The 24,364-nt window shown below is 55.9% G+C and carries 17 protein-coding genes and 4 pseudogenes; 10 read left to right on the forward strand and 11 right to left on the reverse strand.

Going from position 1 to position 24,364, the window contains the following annotated elements; all coding sequences use genetic code 11:
• Positions 1-99 precede the first annotated feature (99 nt).
• The 5 genes from BSY16_RS23485 to BSY16_RS23500 all read right to left on the reverse strand — a co-directional run bounded on the left by BSY16_RS23485 (position 100) and on the right by BSY16_RS23500 (position 4,730).
• On the reverse strand, positions 100-948 hold the full coding sequence (locus BSY16_RS23485; RefSeq protein WP_083243085.1) for an IS630 family transposase: 849 nt from the start codon (positions 946-948) through the stop codon (positions 100-102).
• 91 nt (positions 949-1,039) lie between these two features.
• Positions 1,040-1,222: a hypothetical protein gene (locus BSY16_RS32895; RefSeq protein ID WP_286157383.1), complete on the reverse strand. Its 183-nt coding sequence runs from the start codon at positions 1,220-1,222 to the stop codon at positions 1,040-1,042.
• 129 nt (positions 1,223-1,351) lie between these two features.
• On the reverse strand, positions 1,352-1,834 hold the full coding sequence (locus tag BSY16_RS23490) for a DUF2269 family protein (protein WP_069062257.1): 483 nt from the start codon (positions 1,832-1,834) through the stop codon (positions 1,352-1,354).
• A complete protein-coding gene (locus BSY16_RS23495; RefSeq protein ID WP_069062258.1) occupies positions 1,834-3,135 on the reverse strand; it encodes an SDR family oxidoreductase in 1,302 nt (433 codons plus the stop codon). Before BSY16_RS23495 ends, BSY16_RS23490 begins: the two co-directional genes overlap by 1 nt.
• Positions 3,132-4,730 carry a sensor histidine kinase gene (locus BSY16_RS23500; protein WP_069062259.1) on the reverse strand — a complete coding sequence of 533 codons (1,599 nt, stop codon included), beginning with the start codon at positions 4,728-4,730 and terminating at the stop codon, positions 3,132-3,134. The genes BSY16_RS23495 and BSY16_RS23500 overlap by 4 nt, the downstream gene beginning before the upstream one ends.
• A 414-nt stretch (positions 4,731-5,144) precedes the next feature.
• Here BSY16_RS23500 and BSY16_RS23505 point away from each other — a divergent pair, with 414 nt between their 5' ends.
• Positions 5,145-5,738 (forward strand): response regulator transcription factor, encoded by a 594-nt coding sequence (locus BSY16_RS23505; RefSeq protein ID WP_069062260.1) that lies wholly within the window; start codon positions 5,145-5,147, stop codon positions 5,736-5,738.
• A 68-nt stretch (positions 5,739-5,806) separates the two neighbouring features.
• The gene (locus BSY16_RS32140; protein ID WP_150130116.1) at positions 5,807-6,136 is read left to right on the forward strand and encodes a hypothetical protein; all 330 of its coding nucleotides are present in this window, start codon (positions 5,807-5,809) and stop codon (positions 6,134-6,136) included.
• 39 nt (positions 6,137-6,175) lie between these two features.
• Here BSY16_RS32140 and BSY16_RS23510 read toward each other — a convergent pair whose 3' ends face one another.
• Positions 6,176-7,714 (reverse strand): IS3 family transposase, encoded by a 1,539-nt coding sequence (locus BSY16_RS23510; protein WP_069061375.1) that lies wholly within the window; start codon positions 7,712-7,714, stop codon positions 6,176-6,178.
• Positions 7,715-8,914: 1,200 nt separating this feature from the next.
• Here BSY16_RS23510 and BSY16_RS23520 point away from each other — a divergent pair.
• Positions 8,915-10,618 (forward strand): EAL domain-containing protein, encoded by a 1,704-nt coding sequence (locus tag BSY16_RS23520; protein ID WP_069063668.1) that lies wholly within the window; start codon positions 8,915-8,917, stop codon positions 10,616-10,618.
• Between the two features lie 291 nt (positions 10,619-10,909).
• Here BSY16_RS23520 and BSY16_RS23525 read toward each other — a convergent pair whose 3' ends face one another.
• Positions 10,910-12,223, reverse strand: a complete 1,314-nt coding sequence (locus tag BSY16_RS23525; RefSeq protein WP_069062262.1) for a sigma-54-dependent transcriptional regulator — start codon at positions 12,221-12,223, stop codon at positions 10,910-10,912.
• Positions 12,220-14,007 (reverse strand): sensor histidine kinase, encoded by a 1,788-nt coding sequence (locus BSY16_RS23530; RefSeq protein WP_069062263.1) that lies wholly within the window; start codon positions 14,005-14,007, stop codon positions 12,220-12,222. The genes BSY16_RS23525 and BSY16_RS23530 overlap by 4 nt, the downstream gene beginning before the upstream one ends.
• Before the next feature lie 248 nt (positions 14,008-14,255).
• Between BSY16_RS23530 and BSY16_RS23535 the strand changes: the two genes are divergently transcribed.
• Together BSY16_RS23535 and BSY16_RS23540 are read left to right on the forward strand one after the other, a co-directional pair.
• Positions 14,256-15,587, forward strand: coding sequence for an MFS transporter (locus BSY16_RS23535; protein WP_069063669.1), 1,332 nt, complete (start codon positions 14,256-14,258; stop codon positions 15,585-15,587).
• A gap of 299 nt (positions 15,588-15,886) precedes the next feature.
• Positions 15,887-16,975, forward strand: coding sequence for a helix-turn-helix transcriptional regulator (locus tag BSY16_RS23540; protein WP_069062264.1), 1,089 nt, complete (start codon positions 15,887-15,889; stop codon positions 16,973-16,975).
• A 138-nt stretch (positions 16,976-17,113) separates the two neighbouring features.
• Here BSY16_RS23540 and BSY16_RS23545 read toward each other — a convergent pair.
• Together BSY16_RS23545 and BSY16_RS31650 are read right to left on the reverse strand one after the other, a co-directional pair.
• Positions 17,114-17,994, reverse strand: a pseudogene (locus BSY16_RS23545) (IS3 family transposase); the annotation flags it as partial.
• A gap of 10 nt (positions 17,995-18,004) precedes the next feature.
• A pseudogene (locus tag BSY16_RS31650) lies at positions 18,005-18,121 on the reverse strand (transposase); the annotation flags it as partial.
• Positions 18,122-18,464: 343 nt separating this feature from the next.
• Between BSY16_RS31650 and BSY16_RS23550 the strand changes: the two are divergent.
• Positions 18,465-20,474 carry an alpha/beta hydrolase family protein gene (locus BSY16_RS23550; protein WP_150130118.1) on the forward strand — a complete coding sequence of 670 codons (2,010 nt, stop codon included), beginning with the start codon at positions 18,465-18,467 and terminating at the stop codon, positions 20,472-20,474.
• A 151-nt stretch (positions 20,475-20,625) separates the two neighbouring features.
• Here BSY16_RS23550 and BSY16_RS23555 read toward each other — a convergent pair.
• Positions 20,626-21,945: pseudogene (locus BSY16_RS23555) on the reverse strand (IS701 family transposase).
• 128 nt (positions 21,946-22,073) lie between these two features.
• Between BSY16_RS23555 and BSY16_RS23560 the strand changes: the two are divergent.
• The 4 genes and pseudogenes from BSY16_RS23560 (at position 22,074) to BSY16_RS23565 (ending at position 24,329) form a co-directional block, all read left to right on the forward strand.
• Positions 22,074-22,553, forward strand: a complete 480-nt coding sequence (locus BSY16_RS23560; protein WP_069062266.1) for a hypothetical protein — start codon at positions 22,074-22,076, stop codon at positions 22,551-22,553.
• A gap of 61 nt (positions 22,554-22,614) precedes the next feature.
• Positions 22,615-23,330, forward strand: a pseudogene (locus BSY16_RS31655) (IS5 family transposase); the annotation flags it as partial.
• Positions 23,331-23,504: 174 nt separating this feature from the next.
• Positions 23,505-23,807, forward strand: coding sequence for a hypothetical protein (locus tag BSY16_RS32145; RefSeq protein ID WP_150130119.1), 303 nt, complete (start codon positions 23,505-23,507; stop codon positions 23,805-23,807).
• A 66-nt stretch (positions 23,808-23,873) separates the two neighbouring features.
• On the forward strand, positions 23,874-24,329 hold the full coding sequence (locus tag BSY16_RS23565; RefSeq protein ID WP_083243088.1) for a helix-turn-helix domain-containing protein: 456 nt from the start codon (positions 23,874-23,876) through the stop codon (positions 24,327-24,329).
• Positions 24,330-24,364: the final 35 nt, after the last annotated feature.

The following is a 24,364-nucleotide window of genomic DNA, read 5'->3' on the forward strand; positions in this document are numbered from 1 at the left end:
ACGCTTTTCCAACTGGCCTCAAATCCGATGTCTGATTGTCAGAACCAAATCCGAGGCCACAAAATTAATCTGCCAATGTAGTGCTAGAGCACGTCCGGTTTAATCCGGTTCATATCCGGCAGCCCTGAAGTAGTTGGCGCATTCGGCGGGGGTAAACAGGTCGATGATGGAACTGGCGGCGTTCCAAAGAGCCGAAATGGTTCGTTCGGCCCTTGCCCGCATCAACGCTTTGAGCTTTGCGAATGCGTTTTCGATGGGGTTGAAGTCGGGTCTGTAGGGCGGCAGGTAGAACAGGCTCGCGCCCGCCGCTTCGATGGCGTCGCGCACACCGGCGGCCTTGTGGGCGGGCAAGTTGTTCATGATGACAACATCGCCTGCGGCGAGCGTGGGAACCAGCACCTGCTCGACATAGGCGCGGAACACGTTGCCGTTCATGGCTCCGTCGTAGACGAAGGGAGCGGTCATGCCGGTCAGCCGGAGCGCGCCGGTGGAGGTCGTGGTTTTCCAATGGCCGTGCGGCACACCGGCCTGGCAGCGCTCGCCGCAGGGCGCACGTCCGCGCAGGCGCGCCATCTTGGTCGACAGGCCGGTCTCATCGATGAAGACCAGCTTGGCCGGATCGAGATCAGGCTGGCTGTCGAACCAGGCGCGACGGCGCTTCAGGATATCGGGGCGATCCTGCTCCAGTGCATGTGCGGACTTTTTTTGAATGTCCACCCGTGGCTCCTCGATCATCCCGACGATGAAGTCTGAATATCCGTCGAGGCGCGAGCCGCGCCGTCGCCCTTGAGGGCGCGGTGTCCGTTCGCCGATCTTCGCCCGTGCGATCCAGCGGATCGCGCTCGATATTCCAACACCGAACCGGGCTGCCGCCTGCCGGGCCGATGCCCCTTCATCCGCAGCTTTCAAGACACGCAACCGCAAATCCCTGCTCAGCGCTCCGGCCATAACCAACCTCCGTCAAAGCGGATGTTGAATCAGAAATCAGCCAGCGCGTCACATCACAATCGATTCATGGATCCCCGGACGTGCTCTAGGTCTAGTTGAAGAACGATGGCAGCCATAAATTTGCGGCGGCCATTAAAAAAAATGCGGAGAACGATTTTCGGGTTTTATCGTACCACACATACCGCCAACTATCGGCACGCTGGCGATGGGCTACGATACCAACGGCAACATGGCGAGCGATGGCGAACACCACGCGGAGAAGCAGCACGGCCATGCCTCCGCCGAAACGACGCGTAGCTGTCAGCGACGACGTCACAGATTGAGGGTAACCCTCATAAAGGCGGCACGGCTATAGAAATCTCTACAGGGTATAGCCGGTCCAACAACGCCCACTTCGGGCGATCTAGAACAGATCGAAAGAGGGCTTTGCGAGCATCAGCCAGAGAATACCGATTACCGCGAAGAAGGCCGGAAAGCCGCAGGCGAACCAGATGCGGTAGAGGAGAAAATACGCCGGGGGAAGTGTTTCGTTTCCGGCCGCCGCCGCGCGGGCAAGGTTCCTGAGGCTGATCTGGATGGCTACGACCGGCAGCCAGAACAAACCGGTCAGGACATAGAGAAGGAGCGATATGACGATCCAGCCTTCAGAAAGCGACCATCCAATCTCGCGGGCGAGCAGGTATCCCGTAATCGGCTGAAGGACAACAGCGGTGGCGGTGAAGAGGGTATCTGCGATTACGACTGTTCCCGCGACATGGGCGATCAGGACGGGATTGCGTGTCCGGTGCGCGATGACCATGAAGAAGGCGATGCCCGCGCCGGTGCCGAACAGGACCGCTACACCCGCGACATGCAGCAGCCGCAATACGTCCAGCCATACTGGCATCAGCGCTCCTCCAGTATTGCAATGGCGATGCCTGCGAGCATCATCGACGGTAGCACCTTGACGAAGGGGCCGAGCGGATCGAGCCAGAGATCTGGTGTTAGGATCGTTCCGCTCGTCAGATAAGCCACCGAGAGGGCCAGCATGCCGGCCAGCGCACGACGCGCCCACGGCCGGTACAGAACGGCGATGCCCAGCACGATATCGACGGCGCAGGTGAGAAAAGTTGCGAGCGAGGCGGCTGCCGTCGGCATGAAGGGCAGGAGGTGTGAGGCCGCGCGAGCGGGATCGAGGAGCGGTATCAGCCCCGACAGTACCCAGAACGCCGACAGGATGACGACGATCAGCGGTTTGAGCAGGTAGAGCCGCGCGAACCAGAGGTCCTGCACGCCCGCCGGATGGCGCTTGAGGGTTTCTGTCGCGTTCATCAAGACCATATCGCCTGGTAAGGCGCCCTGACGCCCGGCCGAGACACCGCCGGCCATGACGGCCATCGCTGTAGAACGCAGTGGGGACCGCCAGCCCAGCCTGCCCGCGAGATCAGCGAGCGCGCTGACTGGTCCGGCAAGAAAGCCGGGAAGCGGCAGAATGCGGGCCGGCGCAAGCCCCAGCCACGTGCGATGCAGTATCACCAGATCGCGAAAACGCATGATTTCAGGCGCTGCGAGATCATAGTCGCCATTGGCGGGGATCACGCCGGCAACGGCGCTCGCGACAAAGGTCGCAACATCGTCGACCGAAACGGTGGCGACGGGATTGTCGGCGTAAGCGAGGGGGATCGGTCCCGGCAGTGCCGCAAGCGATCGCAGTAGCGCCGTGCCGCCGAAGGCATTGCGGCCGATGACGACGGCAGGGCGCAGGATGACATACGGCACGCCGCTTTCGGTGAGCGCGCGATCCGCCGCCCGCTTGGTGCCGAGGAACGCCGTTTCGGCGCCGGCATCCGCCGTGTTGGCGGAAATCTGGACGATGAGGCGAATACCCGTCTGCTCCGCAGCCGCGTAGAGCGCCAACATTGCGCGCTCCTGCGTCGCGGCAAGATCATCATAGAGGCTGTCCTGCAGGGCACCGGCGCAATTGACGATGATATCCTGGCCGTGGAGAACCGGGAACCAATCATTCGCGCGGCCGAGATCGCCGAGGTCGGCCCTCAACCACCGGATACCGGGATGCCGGTTCGCAACGTGATCGAGCTTCCGCCCAAGTCCGGTGACGACACAGTCCTCGTCGTGAAGCCTCTGGGCGATGACGGAGCCAATGAATCCCGTGGCACCCAGCACCAAAACCTTGCTGCGTTCACTCATCGGGATATCGTCTCGTTGCACACAGCAAGAGGGAGGACCACGGTGAAGATTGCCCCCTTTGCATTTTCTCGGTTGGCCGCCCGGATGTTCCCTCCAATCCGGGTAAGCATCCTCTTACTAAGCGACAGCCCTAGCCCGGTACCAGCGCTTTTAGTTGTAAAGAGAGGGCTAAAAAGATTCAGAAGTACGTTTTTGTCTAGTCCTATACCGGCGTCGACAACTGATATTTCTGCCGATGAATCGTTAAGCGCCACAGATATCCATATCTTTTTTTCCGATACGGTGAGTCCGTTCATCGCTTGTTTCGCATTTAGAACGAGGTTTCGCAAAACGTGTTCGAGCTCAATACTGCTTGCCCGAACAAAGATGGGCCTTCGATGGGTTTCCATCGAAATAGTTGCTCCTGCTTGGACCACGTCAATCTCAAGATAGGGACAAACGCCTTGGAGGAATTCATTGATCTCAAGGGTTTCATCCTCCAGTGCTGTACGCGTGATATAGTTGTTAATGCGCTGGAAAATGGCCTTGGTCCGCTTTGCATCAGAAACCGTCTTGGCGAGAACCTTCCGAAGTTGGTGATGGTTTGTGGGCGAGGAACTCAGAATTTGCTCGGAAACCTGCGCCTGGAGCAAAATGGCTGAGATCGGTTGCGTGAGCTCGTGCACAATGCTCGCTGCCATCTCGCCGATTTCGCTTATCCGCGTCGCTTTCACCACCATCGCACTTCTTTCTAGTGCGCTGTTGCGTAGATCGGCCAAATGCTTGGCCTTCTTTAGCGCATGCGCGTTTAGTGTGATTTTTCCAATAAAGACGCCCAGGCTTAAGAACAGCGCGACTAGCGACATGATGCGGATGACGACACCTTGCGGCAGCAAATCCGAAAAAGCTAGATCCCTGTCTAGGTGGACCTCGAAATAGCCTTTGTGCTTATTAACATCGAAGTCGTGATATAAATCCCGATGGAACAGGTTCAATATTGTTCCCGATGGTTTGTGAGTATGCTCCTGCATTCGGAAAACAGAAACCCCCTTAATCTGCAATTCAACAGAAATATAATTCTTAAATTCCTCTCGTTCAAAGTATTTTCTCATGTTGTGGACGACAACATAAACGAACGCGCCATTGTCATCGTTGGCTCTGATTAAAGTGTAGACGATGCCTCCCATCAGTCTGGATGGAATCGTCCTCAATCCACTTGCCACGAGACCAGATGCGGCGTTCTCTATCTCCGCTCGCTGCACAGAACTAACGCTTGTCGGTATTGAACTGACGGGCGACAGGCTGACCCCGCGTCTTGACCTATCAACATCGTATGACAAGACATGCAGAACTGCTGGCTCATTCAGCATGTATGCCTCCGCGACGTGCTCGAAGGCTTCGCGTCTAACCTCAAAGCGCAGCCTGGATAGGGCAGCAAAGGAGTTCATCTGCGCGTGGACCCGGACACAAATCTCTCTGAAAGCAGCTTCGATCGCCGTGGCTTCGTGCGCAAATCTACCTGATATTTCCCGATATGACTGGTCGGCATAGATCAGAAGGACGACCAAACTGACAAACAACCAGCTTACAATCGCGCCGATCAGGAGCTTAATCATCTTATTCAACAAAAGGCTCAGCAACTCATCTTACGGTATACGGATAAGGCGTGCACCGATCTCGCGCAAATCCGGTACGCATTGCCCCGCTTCCTCTCCAAACGAGGGCAGCATAGAGCCGGAATCTATAAGCATCCTAATCGCAAATACAATGCGTGACCTGCGACGAGGCAACGGGCGGATTCTATCGACTTGGTCGACCATGGTCATAGCTTGGGAGGACACGCCATTCGTAGTTCTACCTAGGCCGGTACGCTTGCAAAACGGTCATAGTACGCGCTAGAACCGGCCTTTGTTTGATGTCTGGTGGCAGGAGACATCCCTGATCGCGTGTGGGCTCATCGTCGAATGGATGGACACACGAAACCGGCAATCTGTCGCTTCACCCAACAACTATCGAAATGGTACTTTTGAATGCTAGCGCATCCGGTCTACATTGTTGATGACGACGAAGGGATGCTCGAGAGCATTGCATTGCTTCTGGATTTCAAGGGATACATTTATTCGAAGTATAACTGCCCTCAAAGGTTCCTGGCAGACGTGGGTGAGTTGCGCGCAGGGTGTGTGCTCATCGACATGGACATGCCTCTAATTACGGGTCTCGACGTCTGCAATACCATGCGAGCAAGAGGGATTCTTTGGCCCTTCATTGTTCTAACTGGATGCGCGACGGTTGGTAACTGCCAAGACTCGTTTCGATCTGGAGCCGTAGATTTTTTGACCAAGCCCGCGGACATGGACGAGATCTCAGCATCCCTGAGTGCCGCGTCGCGGCGTCTTGATAAAATACTCGAAAAGCAAGAGGCTATTTCCTGCATCGGAATGCTGACGGAAAGAGAAAGTGAGGTATTGGCTTATGTTTGCGCTGGTTACACATCAAAAAATATCGCTTATGCAATGGGGATCTCTATCCGAACCGTTGACGCACATAGAGCTAATATTGCGTCAAAACTGAAGACCACATCGGTAGCGGAGTTTGTGCAGCTGCGTTTGCTTGCTGGAGGTTAGCGAATTCCTTTGATGGCATGCCTCGGACTACCAGCGTATTGGGCTTGCCGCGATGAGATATGCGGAACTTGAAGGCCAAAAACAAGCATAGGTATGACTATCAATTGAACGTGCTGGCCGAAGTCGGCTCCATACCCGCATCGAATTTTGGTGAAGGTGCCGAGGTTGGAGATTCGACGATGGCAGGATTTTGGCTAAAGTCGCTGACGATCTCGGCAGTAGTGTTGATCTCGTCGAGCTCATTTGTTTTCGCAGCGGATCAGCTCGGTGCAGATAGCGCCATTGCTGTCGAGTTTCAGCCGCGCTTGATCCATTTTTCCGTTTCGCTGGGATCCACAAAATCCGGCGCAGAAGATTGTTCGCAAACGACTTTTCGCGGTCTAAGTGGATTATCGTGAAATGAAAAAATGGGGGATGCGGATAAAAAGTTGGACTGGTTATGCGTTAAGCCCAAGGCTGTTTCGATATTCGATGGGACTGAGGGCGCCAAGTGACAATTTGATGCGCTTTTCGTTGTACCAATGGATGTAGGCGTCCACCTCTCTGACGAACTGCTCGATCGTGGTCGCCCTCCAGTCTCTAGGATAGAAGAGTTCTGTTTTCAGCCGACCGAAGAAGCCTTCGCAGGCCGCGTTGTCTTGCGAACAGCCCTTGCGGGACATTGAGCGGACCAACTTTGCATTGCCTATCCTGGTGAGCCACCCCGGCCAGCGATAGTGGGCTCCGCGATCAGAATGAACGATAGGCCGTGCATCAACATCGGCCACGGTTTCGATCGCGGCTTCCAGCATGGTATTGACCAGCCCCGCATCCGGCTGCGTTCCAATGGACCAGCTTATGACCATGCCGTCGAAGCAGTCGATGATCGGCGAGAGGTACACCTTACCCGCTGGGATCTGGAACTCGGTGATGTCCGTCAGCCACTTTTGGTTCGGCGCCTCGGCCTGGAAGTCACGATTGATCAGGTTCTCAGGCGCCGGACTAATCTCTCCCAGATAAGAACCGAAGCGGCGGCGCTTTGGCCTGGGGACGATCAAGCTTTCCTGTTTCATCAGCCGCTGCACAACCTTTTCCGAGATCATCACACGCTCTCGCGCCAACGACGCCTGCAGTCTTCTATAGCCGTAGCAGCGATGGTTGGTTTCGAAGATTTCGATGATGCTACGACGGATGGCGACATACTTGTCCGCCAAGCTCGCACGGGCGCGATGGTAGAAGTATGAGCTTCGTGGCAGCCTCAACTGGGCAAGCAGCTCTGGTAGTCGATAGAGATCCTTGAGGGCGTCAACCAGCCTCGTCTTCTCCCGGTTGCTCAGGAGTGGCAGATCGACGCCCAGGCCTTTTTTTAAGAGTTCATTGGCCTTCTTCAAGAGATCATGTTCGAGCTGCAATTGGCGGACATCGCGTTGGAGGGCTTCAAGCTGTCGCTCGAGTTCCTCGCGGTCTGGCGCCGGCGGAGACGTATTGCGGCGTTTCATAGATGAGGGAGCCTCATGACCGAGTAGCTGGTTCTTCCAGTTGTACAAGGTCGGTCTGCATACGCCCAGCCGGTCCGCTACATCTTGAGCACTTTCCTCTCCACTGCAAAGCCCGATGACACCGGCCTGTTTCAACGCCTCAGGATATGCCGGCCGCCAAGAGCGACCGACTATCGACGTTCTGGCTTCCGGAAATGCTTCCCGGATCCATGCGGTCAAGGTTCCGCGACCGGGATAACCCAAGTCCCTCATCGTCGAAGCGATACAGCGATCGTGACAAAGGTAATGCTCAACAGCCGCCTGCTTCTGAGCCTCAGAATACTTTGGAGTTTTAGCCGCACAACGTGCACGCAAGTCACGATGCTGCTCGTACTCTCGGCACCAAGCCTTCAATGCATTCTTGGTGGGATAACCTAGCTGACGAATGGTCGCCTTAACGCGCTTGCCAAGCTTTATATACAGTTCAACCGCTCGAATTCTGTCTGCGTAGGAATACATGAACGACCTCCTGGTGGTCCAAGTTTTCGTCCGCATCCCCTTACCGGAAAACTCCACCTATGAACGGTTTTTGGGGATCAGAGCACCATGGCTTTTGCTCGAAGCCCGCAGTGGTGGCGGTCGGATGTCCTATCAACGCCTTGCCGAGAAGAGTTTCTGCGGCTTCGGCCCTACGGGTTAAGGGCAGATAGAAATCGATTGTTTGCCGAATCCATCGACGGCCCGATAACGATACGTTCACAGGGCGCGCACCCGTTTCGTCACCGCGCCAACTCGTTAACCGCGGCCCGCGCCAGTGCCTCACACTTAACAAGCCGGAGATTGTGTTCGAGATTTATACGCCCCCTAGACAGGAGCCGCACCAAATCGCGGTGAGGAGTTGGGAATACGCGAACGCCGCGAATTCCTCGCACGCGAGCGAAGAAGTGCAATACTCCCTGCCAAATGGCAGGTTCTTTAAGCCTAGCTTTCCGCTACACTAATACACAATTGCCTTGTTTACCCAGTCGAAGAGCTCCTGCGAAAAAGTGGATGGAGATAGCGCGCATGGGACGGACTGTACGATTTCAACGATGGGGAAAGCGTTCTTTGCGAATTGTGAATCTCCAGAGATGCCCGCATTGAGTTTCCAGATGCATAGCTATTCAGCCCGTGCGGTACTGGCGCGTCCTTTCAAGTGCTTGCAGTGTGACAAATGTCCCGACATGATAACATTGACCGCTCATATCGACTGAGCGTCGCCTTTCCCCCACGCCTCAAGCATTACCAGAAATGGCGGTAGCTGCTGATGTGTTGTCTAAAGGATTTTCTTAATCAAAGATGGTAAGATCTGTATTGACGATTTTTAGTACTATCCCATCAGCGTCAACTACTTTGGTTGCGATTGTCTCGGACAATTCGGCGAATGCACAGGCTGTAGGGAAAGTTGCTGTCGAATGTGGTTTGGCTTTTGTCCATTCCGTAGACTACGCCGCCCTTGCAGCGGCAACACAAAATACGAGCCCAGTCGTAATCGTTCTTGATTCACTCGTCAGCCACGTTTGCTTGATAGACGTTTTAAGTAATGCCAAACTCCGGAAAATTCCGGTAATCCAACTCATTGAGCCGGACGAGGAGAGCCGCGTAAGGGCATTCCGTTCTGGTGCGGTAGACTGCATCTATAAGCCCGTTTTCGCTAATGAGCTAGGCGCGCGTCTTAAAATGTATGTTGAGCTCGAATTGGCTAAGGCACGGCTTATCAAACTCGATATGCAGTTCGCGACGACCCTCGACAATATTGGACAAGGCGTGTGCTTTTTCGATGCGCGACAAAAGCTGATACTCTCCAATCGACGCTATGCGGAAGTCTATGGACTGCCAATAGATGCGATCCGCCCTGGCATGACTTTAAGCGAAATCTCAGACCTTCGTTATGCATTGGACGCTTGTCCAACTGTCCCGCAGGACGAATACCTAGCATTCTGCGAATCCATCAAGGGCGATACCGCTCCTAAAAGTTGGTACGCGGAATTGAAGTGTGGAAAGGTCGTTCGCGTACATCATCAACGAACCCCAGATGGTGGTTGGGTATCAACACACGAAGATGTGACCATTAGTCGGAACTTAGAGGGTAAAGTAACGCATTTGGCGTCGCATGATCCTCTCACTGACCTCCCGAATCGCGCTGCCGTAATACGAGAGATTGACGGGTTCATTCGACAGCACAGCAAGAAGAAATCGCGTTTCGTGGTATTTTCTTTGGGCTTTGACAAATTCCAAGAGGTCAACGATGATTATGGAACGGACGTCGGCGACGCCGTGCTTTGTGGTTTCGCAGATCGCCTACGGGCGTTTACCTCGGGCGCGTTCATAGCGCGTCTCGGTGGAGATGAATTTTCGGTCGTGGCATCGGCAGGCACTTCGCAGGCATTGAAGTTTGCGGATGAACTAGCTGAGCTTGCTAAAGCGTATGAGATAGATGGGATCGAGGTCCGAGTGTCGACCAGCATCGGTGCTTCATTTTTTCCGACTGACGGTACCGACGCGTCCACGCTCCTTGCAAAAGCCAGTGCTGCGCTCTTTCGTGCAAAAGCTGAAGGACGAGGCGTTACGCGCTTTTTTGAGGCCCAGTCGGAAAAGCGTACTCGCGAGAGGCGCGCGTTGCAAAGAGATATGCAGAACGCTGTTCATACGCACCAGTTTGCACTTCATTTTCAGCCGCAAGCATCGATAAATGGCGAGGTTTTAGGGTTCGAAGCTTTATTGCGTTGGGAACACCCGACTCGGGGAAACCTGTCGCCTGCAGGTTTCGTCCCCCTTGCCGAAGAGTCCGGTATCATCAATGAGATAGGTGCGTGGGCTCTGCGGGAAGCGTGCCATGTGGCGGCAGGCTGGCCCGAGAAGCTGCAGATCGCCGTGAACCTCTCTCCGGTGCAGTTCCGCTCTCCAGGCTTGCCGCAGCTTGTGAAAAGAATTCTTACGGAAACCGGGCTCTCGCCACATCGATTGGAACTGGAGATTACTGAAGGCGTATTCGTCGATGATTTCAAACGAGCGAAGAGAGTCTTGAGGGATCTCAAGTCGATTGGTGTTCGCATCGTTATGGATGATTTTGGTACAGGTTACTCGTCGCTTTCCTATCTACAATCGCTTCCGTTTGACAAACTGAAAATTGACCGGTCGTTTGTAACGAATATTGGGCGGTCGCAATCAGCAGCAATTGTCCGTGCTATCATTAACCTCGGGAGAGGAATGCGCCTGCCGGTTGTTGCCGAGGGGGTGGAGACACCAAAACAACTTGCGTTTCTGGCACGTGAAGCTTGCGATAAGGTTCAGGGATACTTGATCGGACGTCCCGAGCCGATCACCGAATATGCTGTTTACACAGGGGTGGGGAAACTCGAGGGCCACGGCCGTCACCGATAGGATCAAACTGGAACGTTGACGAGACAAGACGAAACTGGTCCGATTTTGCTGTTGGTGTTTGGCGTATTTTCCTCTTGGTTGAAAGGAGAATTTGCCCTTCAAAAGGAGCGCTTTTCAGGGGCGCAGACCAGTCGAGCAGATCGTAACGGTGTTGAAGCAGCACCCGAGAACTCGTGGTTGGCACGAATGCTGGCGCGCGAACCTCGCATGCTCGTTACGATCGTCCTCGCCGACAAAATGGCTCGATCCATCTGGGCAAACGGAAGACAGCACAGCTTCCGAGGCAATGCCTCAACGCGACTTTCGGAAGAAGGCGGGGTGAATTCCCAAGCGCCGCAACCGTGCATAGAGGCTTCGCCGGGGAATCTTTAGCGCTTCTGCAACGGCCGTTGCGTCACCGCCATGGCTTTGGAGTGCTTGGGTCAAAACGCTGGCCTCAAATGCATCCATCTGTTCCACCAAACCCAACCTCGTTGATGCTTGGCGGTGCAGTGAGGCAAGACCAAGCGCGACCCGCGTTGCATAGTTGCGCAATTCGCGGACATTGCCGGGCCATTCATTGCTCAAAAGAAACGCCTCGATCTCGGCATTGATCTGCGGACTAGGGAGCCCATGCCGGCGCGCTGCATCTTCCAGAAACACATGGAACAGGATGGCAATGTCCCCCTGACGTTGGCGCAGTGGCGGCACACCGAGGCGCATGGTCTCGAGGTGATAAAGCAGATCCTTACGGAAGCCTGTCCTTTCGTCATCACCGGCGAGATGTTTCCTCGTTAAGGTGGTAATGATCCTGACATCGACGGGCATCGTCCCGCCGCTCGGATTGGGCATTTCCCGGCTTTCCGCCACACCCAGCATTCGCCCTTGCATTACGGGAGACATGGTTTCCGCCCCATCCAGGAACAGCGTTCCGCGCAGGGCCTCAGCAACCAGGCCGCGCCGTAGGCGCGTGCCGAATAGTGTCTCGTCAACCATCGCATCGGAGATCGACGCACAGTCGACGCGGATGAAGGGCCGCGCGCGCCGCGGGCTTCCTTGGTGCAATAGCCTAGCGATTAGTTCCTTGCCCGTTCCGCTCTCGCCTTCGATCAGAACATTGACATCAGTCGGGGCGACCCGTTCGATCAAATCCCGCAACTGGATCATCGCCTGCGTCTGGCCGAGCAGCGGCGATGTCAGCTCCGCCGCCAGTGCCGCCTGGCGCAGACGCCGGTTGTCCACCACGAGGCGGCGGGTTTCCAGCGCGCGCCGGACGGAGGCGATCATGTGGTCCGTAATGAAAGGCTTTGCCACGAAGTCGAAGGCGCCACGCTTCAAGGCGGCCACTGCCATTGCGATATCGCCATGCCCGGTCATGAGGATGACCGGCAGTTCCCGGTCACGGGCAAGGATTGCATCGAACAGGTCGTTGCCATCGAGGCGCGGCATGCGAAGATCGGTAACGACGACACCCGGCAGCGTGGTGGAGAGGCTGGCGAGCGCGGATTTCCCGTCGTCATGCACCTCCACCTCCAAGTCGGCGATCGCGAAACTGTCCGCCAAGGCTGTCCGAAACGCCAGATTGTCGTCGACGAGCAAAATCTTCTCCGGTGCATTCTGCGTCATGCCGCCCTCATGATAATTGTAAAGGCCGCGCCTCCAAGCACCGAAGCCGTAATGGTGAGAGAGCCGCCGAGATCTCCCATGATATCTTGGGCAATGCCGAGACCAAGCCCAAGGCCACTGGGCTTGCCAGTGACGAAGGGCTGGAAGACCTCTTTGCCGAGTTTGGGATCGATCCCCGGGCCGTTATCCGCAACCGTTAGGCAAATCATGTCCACCTCACGCTTCACTGTCATCGCGATCTCCGGACCGGGGTGCCCCTCCAGTGCGTCCATGGCGTTCTGCAGCAGATTGACCAGAACTTGTTCGAGCGGCACGCGCTTGCCAAGCACACTTGGTTGACCGCTTGGCGGCAGCGTCAGGCGAATGCCCGCCTTCCGTAGCCGATCTTCCATCAATAACATCGCGCCCGCGAGAATACCGTCCAACGGTTCCCCACCAATCTGCCCTTCTCCCTTGCGGGAGAAGCCGCGCATTTCCTGCGTCAACGCGCCGATCCGCTCTGTCATCGCAATCATAGTGCCAAGACTGTCGCGAACACGCTCGCTGCGACTGGCTGCAAGATGGTGAAGCGCATTTTCCGAAAGAGTGCGGATGGTGGCTACCGGTTGATTGATTTCATGCATGAGGCCAGCGGTAATGGAGCCTACGGAGGCGAGCCGATTGGCCTGCGCCAATTCCTCGCGCGCTTCTCGGTAACGCTGATCGGCAACCGCCCGATATCCCATTTCTTCACGAAGCTGCGCCGTTCGTTGAGCAACCGCCGCTTCAAGGCTGCGTCTCTCGGCAGCCCGCCGTGCCTTGCGATTGGCCTGCCGCCAGACGCCGAAACCGGCGAGAAGCAGAAGCGGTAGGATGGAAAACGTGGCGAACGTCGCCCGCCGGTCGGCAGCAACGCGCGCCGGCCGCGTGTCGAGAAGATGCAGAATGCGAAGGTCCGTTCCGGCAATCGGAAGCGCCGCATAGACCATCTCCGCACCCTGCGCCGTTTCGATCCGATCCGGTCCCGCAAAGCGATAATCGCCGGGCTCCAGCTTTGCATCGCCATACTGGCTGATCGCATCGATCCGCTGACGAACGGCAGGGGGCAGGGGGGCAAGCGTCGTCAGAATCTGGTCCGTGTTCGGAGCCGCCAGAATGATGTTATTGGCATCGACGATCAGCGTGCGCCCCGGATCATCGGCCCAAATGGCGGAAAGCGCGCCGAACTCATATTTAACGACGACAACGCCGGACGCAGCATCGCTTTGGCCGACGCGACGCGCCAGAAACAAGCCCGCCTGGCGGGTCAGCAAACCCGCCCCATAGTACTCCGCCTTCCCGTCGAGCATCGCACCGGTGAAATAGGGCCGGAAGCCGAAATCCTGCCCGACGAAGCTCCTGTCATCGAGGGCATTGGAGGCCGCCACGGCAACGCCATCACGGTTGATTAGATAGATATAGGAGGCTCCGGTCTCTCGCACGAGAGAGCCGAATTTCTCACTGAGACGCACTGCCGTATGCGGGTTCTTGGTCGAAAGGACATTGACCAGATCGCCGTATTCGCCAAGGACGATCGGCATCAGCCGAAAACGAGCAAGCTCGCTGTCGATCAACAGGCTGTGCTGGCGAACTAGCAAATCAGCCTCCTCGGCCAACTGCTCCGCCGCCTGCCGACGCGACCAAAAGTACGCTCCGCTCCAGACGAGAGCGATAGCGGCCAGAACGAGCAGCACCAGCAGTGAGATCTGTAGGCGAGGTTTCGGAGTCACCTGTGCAGGATATGGCACAATCAATCCAAACGCCATGCAAAAATCAGCACAGATTTTGCTTCAGGCTTTTTGGAGAAATAAATTAAATGCATTAATTTCAAACGTTTAATCGAAATTCAATGAATCCTTCGCACGGCGACCCGCCGTCCCGCAGATTGCGTGGAGAGGACGCGCCGCCGGGAGGAGAGCCCAAGCTCACGCCGCGCGTCTCGATCTTTGCCCTGCCTGCAGAAGGCTTTGGGCGTCGTTGTAAAACTTGACCAAGGGAGGGTCTGAGTGTGTTGATCGAGACCGGAAATACTTTTGCCCATGGAGCAGTAGATCAGGCTGCCCATCAGTCGCCAAACCGCAAGCAGCGCCTGAAGTCGATTATCGGCGGTTCGACTGGCAATCTTGTCGAGTGGTTCGATTGGTACGTCTACGCCGCATTTGCGCTTTATTTCGCGCCGCACTTCTTTCCCGCAGGCGATCAAACCGCACAACTCCTAAATTCCGCAGCCGTCTTCGCGGTGGGCTTCGTGATGCGCCCCGTCGGCGCATGGATCATGGGACTTTATGCCGACCGTCATGGCCGGAAGTCCGGACTGGCGCTTTCAGTGACCCTCATGTGTCTTGGCTCCCTGATCATCGCTCTGACACCGGACTACCAGACAATCGGCGTGGCCGCGCCGACGCTTCTCGTCATCGCCCGCTTGCTGCAGGGACTCTCTGTCGGCGGCGAATACGGCGCATCTGCCACCTATCTCTCGGAAATGGCGGGCAAGGAACGCCGCGGCTTTTTCTCCTCCTTCCAGTACGTGACCCTTATCTCGGGTCAGCTTCTGGCTATTGCCGTCCTCATCATTCTGCAGAATGTCATGAGCCCGGAAGATCTCAATGCTTGGGGCTGGCGCATTCCGTTCTTCGTTGGTGCGGCACTTGCCGTCGTGGTCTTCTGGCTGCGTCGTGGTCTTGCTGAAACCGAAAGCTTCACGAACGCAAAGGCTGAAGGCAAGCCGAAGTCTGGCTTCTGGCAGCTCCTCACCAAGCATCCGAAAGAGACCGCGCTCGTCATGCTGCTGACCGCAGGCGGTACCTTGGCCTTCTACGCCTACTCCATTTACATGCAGAAATTTCTGGTCAACACCTCAGGCTTTTCCCGTGAGGTGGCCAGCGAAATCAATGCCGTCACGCTCTTCCTCTTCATGCTGCTTCAGCCAATCGCGGGCGGACTTTCCGACAAGATTGGCCGTAAGCCTCTGATGGTCACATTTGGTGTGCTGGGAGTGCTCTTCACCTATCCGATCTTCTCGGCTCTCGAGCATGCGAAGGATCCGCTGACCGCCGGACTGCTGGTCATGGCCGCACTCGTGATCGTGACGGGATACACCTCGATCAACGCCGTGGTGAAAGCAGAGCTCTTCCCCGCCCATATCCGCGCACTCGGCGTTGCCCTCCCCTATGCGCTCGCCAACACGCTCTTCGGCGGCACGGCGGAGTTCGTCGCGCTGCGCTTCAAGAGCGCTGGCTGGGAGCAGGGCTTCTACTGGTACGTCACCGCCATGATCGGCGTCTCGCTCATCGTCTATCTATTCATGCGTGATACCAGCAAACAGAGCGAAATCATCGAAGACTAAAGTGGAGGGGGTAGCCCCCTCCACGGACGTTCGCGGAAAGCAAAGGGTCGATTACCGACCACTCGAAATCCGTCAGACCGAAACGCGCCATGACCGCCTCCTGCTGATCGCAGAAAGGGAAGCAGAAACTCAAACGCTTGGGAACCCCGTTTGTGTGCGTGTCACCTATAGTAGGCCAAGCGTTATCGACGCCGGCAATCCTCCCACAACCGACCCGTGATCGGTTCCGAGTATATAGGCCTTGCCGCGTCAAATGTTATAACGTATCATAAGCGGAAGTGGTTTGGTAGCATGTCGATATGAATCTTTTACACCAACTGTCCGTCAAGGATTCTATTTACGAGGCAATCTTCATCCCTGAGCAGTGGAGTAGGATCATTGATGTAGTGTGTGCAGAAATCGGTGCTGATGGGGGTGCTTTGATTGCGCACTACGGTTCTTCCAGTGCTCGTGGTCTAACGGGCACGCAGACGATCCGAAAGCCGGGACATGAGGCTTGGAATTCACCGTTCCCGGCATCAGAAGTGATTGAGCATCAGCGGCTTCATGCTATTGAAGGCTTTGCCCTTAGTTGCGATGAATTTTTGAAAGGCCTCCCTTCATATCATCGGCGCTTAACGTACATCAAATCCCTTGGCATAGAGGCTCAGGCTGGTGCGACCATCGTTCTCGAGAACGATGAAAAACTAATGTTTCTCTTCGAGCGAAGAGTAGGGGCGTTGGGGTTCGCCCAGTCTCACGTCGCGGTCTTAAATGCGCTTCTACCAGACGTGACACGTGCCGCCCGGATTGCATCACGCCTACAGTTTGAGCGGGCACGCGATACCGCGGAAACGCTTCGCACGCTTGGCCTGCCTGCAGCAATTTTGAACACAAGGGGTCGTATCGTTGCAACCAACAGCCTATTTGACAAAGCTCTCGCCGAGAATATTCGCGATGACCATTTGCATTTTAGCAACCTGACAACTCAAGGAGTATATTCGAAAGCGCATGCTTCTCGAACTCCGCTTTCCATTCCTATCCCTGCCACCCATTCGTCCCGCGCCTTTGTTCTGCACATGATACCGCTCATACGAAAAGCTCGGGATATTTTTGAGAATGGCGACGTCCTAGTGATCCTTGCATCAGTTGGCGCCACGACTGCAGTATTGACGGCCGATCTGGTTAGGGGTCTGTTCAACTTGACCCCATCGGAAGCGCGTCTGGCGGCACTGATGTCCACCGGAGCGACGCTCCATCAATGTGCCGCACAGCTTTCAATAGGGTATGGCACAGCGCGCTCTTACTTGCTACGCATTTACCAGAAGACTAAGACAGGCCACCAAGGCGAATTGGTTGCCCTCCTTAAAAGCGTTGCTACGTTTGCTAGCAATACTTTAGCAGATTGAAGCAAGGTTGCCTTCAGATGCTGTCTGCCCCTTTTGATTGGAGGTGCCGATAACAGATTTGGAAGCAGGGCTTTCGTTGTTTTTGCAGCCGTTCGTCGAGCGGTTTGAATAGCCCCAAGTTTCGTGAACGCCCTCGGGTTACATCTCCTGCTGCCGTTCGAACTCGATGGGTGACAGCATCCCGTTCCTGACGTGCTTACGCTTGGGGTTGTAGAGCGTCTCGATGTAGTCGACACGTCCTTCCTTGCCTCCTCGCGTGTCCGGTATGTCCTGCGCCGTATTCTCTCGCGTTTGAGGAGATTGAAGAAGCTCTCCGCCACGGCATTGTCATGACAGTTGCCGCGACGGCTCATCGAGTGTTCAAGATTGTGGTGCTTCAAGAACGCCGCCCAGTCCATGCGGGTGAACTGCGAGCCCTGATCGGAATGGACCAGAACCCTGCTCTTCGGCTTTCGACGCCACACCGCCATGAGCAACGCCTGCAGCACGACATCGGTGGTCTGCCTGCTCCGCAGCGACCAGCCGATGACGCGGCGCGAAAACAGGTCGATCACCACGGCCAGATAGGCAAAGCCCTCCTGGGTCCGGATGTAGGTGATGTCTGTCACCCACGCCCTGTCCGGCGCATCGACATCGAACTGCCGGGCAAGGGTGTTGTCGACCACGACCGACGGCTTGCCGCCGTAGGAGCCGGGCCGACGCTTGTAGCCGATCTGCGCCTTGAACCCGGCCAGTCTCGCGAGGCGAGCGATGCGGTTGGCGCAACTGGTCTCTCCCTGATCGAGGAGGTCATCATGCAGCTTGCGATAGCCGTAGACCCTGCCGCTTTCCTTCCAGGCTTTGCTGAGAGGCTCGGTCTGACGGACATCTTCCCGAGCCCGTTTGCTCAGCGGGTTCTTCAGCCAGGCATAGAAGCCGGGCCGGATACGCGGGCAGCGGCACGTCGCCCGCACCGTGAACTGCTGGCGGTGCTTGGCAACAAACGCGTATCTCACTTTGCATCCTTGGCGAAATACGCGGTGGCTTTTTATAGAAGGTCGCCTCGGATACTCCATGCTTGCGGCAGACATCGGCCGTCCTTTGACCGCTCTCCTGCTCGCTCAGCATTCCGATAATCTGCTCGTCCGTAAACCGTGCACGCTTCATTCCGTCCGTCTCCTTGATTGAGATCACATAGCCCAGGGCTTTAAGTACATCTACCGATTGCTCAGCGTGAGTTAGTTTCATAGCTTAGTCATATGATCATTATTGGCGACACGAAGCGAGGTCCCGAGCCACGTCGAACAAGCAACATTCTTGTGCAGTCAGAATTATTGTCGACACGTTGACTGTTGAGTAGCTCGTTGAGCTGCTCACATCGGCATTGGTCTGATGATTAGAACGCGCCCTTGTGACTGAAGCGTGTGACCTGGAAGGACAGCGACGGAGGTGCCCGCGCCTATGAACTGGATGTGTCGCGATAATTCATACTAGGCCGAAGGATGGTGCAGTGAGCAGATGGTCGTGTTCAAGATATCTTTGGCGGAAGTTTGCTCTTACCCTCATCGCCGTTCCGGCGTTGACTGGGATCGCCGCTTTCGTGGTGATGACGCGCGATCTTGAACCAGTCCATCCTTCGCTCTCTACTGGCTCACTGCCGCGGCTCATTCCCGTGCGCGACTTTTATGCCAGTGCGGCTGCCGAATGGGGCTTCCAACCTTCCCACGACGGCAGCATGATCGCCTGGTACGCCATCGACTGGAAATTGACGACAGTAATCCGAATCAGGCGCGTCGGGGAAAGTCAGCCGTTTCTCACCCTATCCGGCGCAGAGTTCGGTAGCTTCCGTTGGCATGATTACCTTGATGAGGTCATCGTTTTTGCCGAAGGTCGCTTGTGGCAGATCAATCTCCGTGAGCCGGCGCGTGAGCAGTGGGTCGACATCACACCGCGCGGCTTGAACAATTGGCGGGTTGTTTCAACTGCCTTCAAACCAGAAGATCACCTGGCTGTCGTCTCTAACGATCGCGATGATGCTGAACCAGATCTCTATACCGTAAGGCAAGATGGCGGCGGGAAGCAGTTGTTGGCGCTGAATGATGGAAATACGATTGATTGGTGGCTTGATAAAAGTAACGTGCCGCTGCTACGTGCCGACCGGGTCGAGAATAACGCAACACGCTTCTTCATCCGCGATAACGCCAACGATCCGTGGCGCGTTCTCACCGAGGCTGCGGCCCGTGATCAGTTCAGTATCGCCTTTACGCCCCAAGTGGGTAAACCGATCTATGCCCTGTCAGACCGCGGCCGTGACCGCCGCGCCTTGGTTATAGTGGATCCCCGCTCCGGACAGGAGATAGTGGTCGCCGAAGACGCGAAGGTTGACGTAAAAAAGGTCTTTACCTTCGGACAGCGTGCTTCGGCGCCGGACTTCATCACATTCGAGAGCGGCTATACGCGCTATCAGGCCTTCACGCGCGCGGGCGAAGCCTTTCTGAAGCTTATGCTGGACGGCCAAAATCCGGTGGACTTCAATATACTGGGAGTTTCCTCGAGTGGTCGGTTCGTTACCGTCGCCCGCTCTTGGCGAGAGCAGTCGTGGGAGTATTTTCTGTATGATCTGAAGGACGTGAAGGCCACGAAGATCGCTGATTTTCACTTTCGCGGGCACAAAGATGCCTTGGCAGAAACCAAGCCCGTATGGTTCAAGGCACGCGACGGCATGGAAATTCCTGCCTTTCTCACACTTCCACGAGGCGTCGAGCCAAAGATGTTGCCGACGATCGTTGCCGTTCATGGTGGGCCTGCCGCTCAGCAAATCTGGGAATATGACCACGACAACCAGTTTCTGGCCAATCGCGGCTACGCTATTCTGTCTGTCAACTTCAGAGGCTCGACCGGCTACGGCAAATCTTTCCGCGCGTCTGGCTATGGACAGGTCGGTAAAGCGATGCAGGACGACATCGTTGACGCGGCAAACTGGCTCGTTTCACAAGGTATCGCCGATAAAGCCAACATGGCAGTCATGGGGGGAAGCTACGGCGGCTATTCTGCCGCTCTAGCAATGACGCGAGACCCAGGCCTCTTCAAAGTTGCGATTGCCGAATATGCGGTGACGGACATTGTCTACAACATGCAGAATGAGCCGCACAGATGGGGGTTACATCTCGACGAGTCGAGGCGTTATTTCGGTAACCCATACAATGCCAACGATCTCGCGGAAATGCGAGAGCGTTCCCCGATCACCCATGTCAAAAACGTTGAAGGTGCCATTTTGCTCACCGCCGGTAAAGAGGATAGCACCATCGGGTTCGAGGAAACCGAGGAATTCGAACGCGCGTTGAGGACGCTCGGCAAAGACGTGACAGCTATTTATTTCGAGGGCGAGGGTCACGGCTATGATCGCTGGCAAACTAAAGTCAAGCGTGCTCGAGTGATAGAGGACTTCCTCGCGAAGCGTCTCGGAGGACGTTCGGGCGGTTACGACTACGCTGAGACCGCGGCCGAATATCTGAACTGAAGTAGTAGTCCAAGTAATGATACAATAAAAATCCTAAGAATTCCCCGGAAGATATGAGAGAAGCTTGAATTGCGTTATTAGTTCAATTGTTTTCCGAGGTGATTTTGTTGTTGGTATCTAGCACTACTTTGGCAGAACTGATTCTGCGGTTCTAATTTGCCCTTTGCAGTGGGGACACCGGATTGTCGTCATGGGTCTGGCGAGTGCGCTGATGACGGCTCGACGGATAGCAGGCAAGGTGGGCTCAGGCGGCCCCTTGCGTACTTGTCGCTTCTTTTTTTTCCCGCTTTGCAGTCTGCAGTCTCTGGTGCTGGAGGAAAGCATAGGCGATCATCGTCATCAGAGCGTGCCGATGTAGTCCTTGCCATGATCGGCCTTCGAAGTGGTCGAGGCCGAGTTCCTCTTTCATCTGCTGATGCGCTTGCTCACAAACCCATCTCGCCTTGATGGCGGCCGCCAGCGCTTTCAACGTGGCGTTAGCCGGCAAGTTGGACAGGTAGTATTTGCGCTCATCGTTTGATCGCCACTCGCCAACCAGCCAGGCTTCCTCGCCCGGCATGTGTTGCTGTCCCTTGTCGAGAATGCGCTGGGGCGTGCCGTCGGCGATCCGGATGCGCAATGCGGCAAAGCGTGCCGCGAGGCGGCCTTTCGTGCCACGGCGCCAACTGACCTTTTTCCAATTTGCAGGTGCTAACACCGTTTCGGCCGCAACCGACAGAATGTCGGGGATCGGATGCTTGCGTGGGCGACCATGACCGGAGATGGGAAAGATCAATTCGACATCATGGGGATAGACCTTTTGATGCTTGGGGATGCCGACCGCCCAGGTGAGGCCACGTCCACTTAGCCCCTGGCGGAAGGTCGCCGACAGGCCGTAGCCTGCGTCAGCCAGCACTGTGCCAAACCGGACACCAGCCGCGATCAACCGATCGATCTCGTTAAGAGCGATCTCCGGCTTCGTGCGAGATGTCCGCATGGCATCGGGAACCCCGGCCTTGGCCATCCGCTCCGTGTCGCTGGTCCAGCTCTCGGGCAAAAACAGACGCAAGCCAACCGGAACGGGAACCTCGTCTCGCGCAAGCGTCACCGACACCAGCGTCTGGCAATTTGCCCTCTTGCCCAGCATCGAAGCGTATTGCGGCGCGACCCCGACCGATTGGTCGCCTTTCTTGGGAAGGCCGGTATCATCGATCACCAGAAACGCATCTAACGCGCCAACGATCCTGTCCGCCTGCAGCGCAAGCTCGGTCTCAAGAGGAACAGCATTCCAAAGGCCATCGGAAATGAAATGGTGCAGGCGGTCGTACTGGCCTGGAGCAAACCGTTCCGCCATCGGCTCGATACTCTTGCGGTCACCGGGACCAATGAGCCCGGAGACGTAAAGAGGGCACATCTGTCGCCGCTTCTTGTGTCCGAGCTTGTCCAGAAATGGCTGCAAAAAGGTCGAAAGCTCCGTATCCCAATCTGCCATATCGCGCCCCCAACGAAGAGAGCACAAATCATCTCAAACCAGCCTTGCCCGAATCTGCCAAAGTAGTGCTAGGCCGTGAACTCATAAATTGAGTGGAATCGGTCATGCAGGTAGGCTAGTCGTAGTCCATGCTCAAGTTTGTTAAACTACAACTCGGCCAAGGTTGGGAGGCCGAACCAAATGCGCCAGAGCCCCAGGTTTCAGTTGAGGGCTCCTCCGTCAACGTCCGTTTCCGCTCGTATAGGCCCGTGCGCTACAAAAAGCCGACAGGTATTCTCAGGGCGTTGAGCGTGTTTTCGAAGGCCAGTCCGAAGTTTGATGAGACATGGGGCACTTTGAGATTTGTTGGTTGCAGCCGCTGGCGCTGGGACAGCACCAATGATCATGAATGGTATAAGGTAGACGGCCATGGTCGCTACAGCGGTGTGGCCCCTCGTTGGGGCGAGTTCTATGAGCTAATCGGTCTCGACCCCGACCGCGATGCCGTCTCTTGGGAAAAGATCGGGGCAGACACAGTCAGCTCTCGGCATTTCCTATATTATTTTCGCGATGAAACGCTGGAGTTCATGGCCGAAGAATGGTCGTTCATCCCCGACCTGACGGCCTAAATCAGCGCTCGTTCGGCGCTGGGACTTTCCTGTCCTTGCACCACCTGATTTAGATTCAGGGATGAGGCGCTATGATCTGACCGACTTTGAATGGCGCGTAATTGCGCCGCTCCTACCTAACAAGCCGCGAGGCGTGCCTCGCGTCGATGACCGACGGGTGCTGAACGGCATCTTTTGGGTTCTACGATCCGGTGCCCCTTGGCGTGATGTCCCTGAACGGGACCATACACGACTTGCTACAATCGCTTCAGGCATTGGACTATGGCTGGAATTTGGGACAGGCTGATGGAAGCTGTCACGAGCCCTTCGAATGATGGCATCGCCATGATTGACGGCACTTCTGTTCGCGTCCATCCTCTGGCGGCCACGCTAATGACCGAACACCCGGATCGTCCTCGGGCGAAGTCGGGGTGGTCTCACGACCAAAATTCATGCCGTCACCGATGGCATAGGGCTACCGATCAAGATTGCTATCACGCCCGGTCACCCTCACGACCTAACTGCGGCGAAAGAGCTGCTTACTGATTTAACCCCAGGCGGTATGGTTCTTGCAGACAAAGCCTATGATGCCGATTGGCTCCGTGCGGAATTCATAATAAATCGATCATGGGCGAACATTCCGGCAAAATCCAACCGAAAGAGGCCAATCGTCTTCAGCTCTTGGCTTTACAGGAAGCGAAATCTCATTGAGCGGTTCTTTAGTAAGCTCAAATGTTATCGACGGATCGCGACCCGTATGAGAAGTTTGGCACGAGTTTCCTCGCCATGACTAAGCTGCCTGTGTTCGCCTCACTCTCCGCCATAACGGATCCACGGCCTAATATTGGCTATGGGACTGGCAAGCGTGGCCAGTTACATCAGAATCACCGCCGTATAGGACACCGGTCACCGGTGAGGATGGTCTTGAAATACTCACTTCCTTGTTCAATTGTAGCGAAGATTTGAGGATCAATGAAACAGGATAACGACACAGGGCGCGCCACCTCGGCTGCAGAAGCCTCGATGCCAACTCTACCTCGCAATGCGCTGGTCTTTGGCGTTTCACTAACGCTTTTCTCGGCCATCTGGGCTTCATACTGTATTTGGGAAGGCGAAGCTCATTTCAGTTACCGTGGCCACGACTATGCTTTTTCTATGGTTGATGAGCCGCTTGAATTTTGGTCCGTTATCGCCTTCTTCGCCTTCACCGCAATTTTTTTTGGAGGGTGTATGGTGTTGTATTACCGAAAGAAGCGTAATACGCCGCCTCGCTGATCCCGACTCTTTGGCCTTCGCAAGACGCGGTGAATCCGAATCTCTGGCGCAAACCGGAGGTCTACGATGCGATCAGGGATACCATTACGTGACGATTGTGATGGAGAAGTTCAACGACGGCTGGCGCGGCAGACGAAGGATGCAGCCCAGGCACGACGTCTGTTGGCGCTCGCGTCGATCTACGAAGGAGGCTCGCGTTCTGATGCCGCCCGACTCGGCAATGTCACGCTCCAGATCGTTCGGGACCGGGTCATGCGGTTCGATGAATGCGGTCCTCAAGGCCTGATCAATGGCAAAGCTCCCGGCCCGCGGTCGCGGCTGAATGATCAGCAGCGTGCGGCCCTGGCGCAGGCTATCGAGCGTGGGACGACACCCTATCTCGACGGTGTTGTTCGCTGGCGTCTGTGCGATATGGCCCAATGGCTTTGGGAAAAGTTTCCCGTTTCAGCTATGTTCGACCTTACGCAGGTTTTTGAACTGCTCTTGTTCCGCATCTTGATGCCACGCCTCGACATCTGGTAATTACCTATCATAACCAGTATGATTGCCTGTCTTTA

It is taken from the genome of Sinorhizobium sp. RAC02 (assembly GCF_001713395.1).
Lineage (GTDB): Bacteria > Pseudomonadota > Alphaproteobacteria > Rhizobiales > Rhizobiaceae > Shinella.

What these genes read in the sequence shown, in the direction of transcription:
- BSY16_RS23485 (WP_083243085.1), bottom strand. Translation starts at nt 948, where the DNA reads ATGGCCGGAGCGCTGAGCAGGGATTTGCGGTTGCGTGTCTTGAAAGCT.
- BSY16_RS32895 (WP_286157383.1), bottom strand. Translation starts at nt 1,222, where the DNA reads ATGGCCGTGCTGCTTCTCCGCGTGGTGTTCGCCATCGCTCGCCATGTT.
- BSY16_RS23490 (WP_069062257.1), bottom strand. Translation starts at nt 1,834, where the DNA reads ATGCCAGTATGGCTGGACGTATTGCGGCTGCTGCATGTCGCGGGTGTA.
- BSY16_RS23495 (WP_069062258.1), bottom strand. Translation starts at nt 3,135, where the DNA reads ATGAGTGAACGCAGCAAGGTTTTGGTGCTGGGTGCCACGGGATTCATT.
- BSY16_RS23500 (WP_069062259.1), bottom strand. Translation starts at nt 4,730, where the DNA reads ATGATTAAGCTCCTGATCGGCGCGATTGTAAGCTGGTTGTTTGTCAGT.
- BSY16_RS23505 (WP_069062260.1), top strand. Translation starts at nt 5,145, where the DNA reads ATGCTAGCGCATCCGGTCTACATTGTTGATGACGACGAAGGGATGCTC.
- BSY16_RS23510 (WP_069061375.1), bottom strand. Translation starts at nt 7,714, where the DNA reads ATGTATTCCTACGCAGACAGAATTCGAGCGGTTGAACTGTATATAAAG.
- BSY16_RS23520 (WP_069063668.1), top strand. Translation starts at nt 8,915, where the DNA reads ATGTATGTTGAGCTCGAATTGGCTAAGGCACGGCTTATCAAACTCGAT.
- BSY16_RS23525 (WP_069062262.1), bottom strand. Translation starts at nt 12,223, where the DNA reads ATGACGCAGAATGCACCGGAGAAGATTTTGCTCGTCGACGACAATCTG.
- BSY16_RS23530 (WP_069062263.1), bottom strand. Translation starts at nt 14,007, where the DNA reads ATGGCGTTTGGATTGATTGTGCCATATCCTGCACAGGTGACTCCGAAA.
- BSY16_RS23540 (WP_069062264.1), top strand. Translation starts at nt 15,887, where the DNA reads ATGAATCTTTTACACCAACTGTCCGTCAAGGATTCTATTTACGAGGCA.
- BSY16_RS23560 (WP_069062266.1), top strand. Translation starts at nt 22,074, where the DNA reads ATGCTCAAGTTTGTTAAACTACAACTCGGCCAAGGTTGGGAGGCCGAA.
- BSY16_RS32145 (WP_150130119.1), top strand. Translation starts at nt 23,505, where the DNA reads ATGAAACAGGATAACGACACAGGGCGCGCCACCTCGGCTGCAGAAGCC.
- BSY16_RS23565 (WP_083243088.1), top strand. Translation starts at nt 23,874, where the DNA reads ATGCGATCAGGGATACCATTACGTGACGATTGTGATGGAGAAGTTCAA.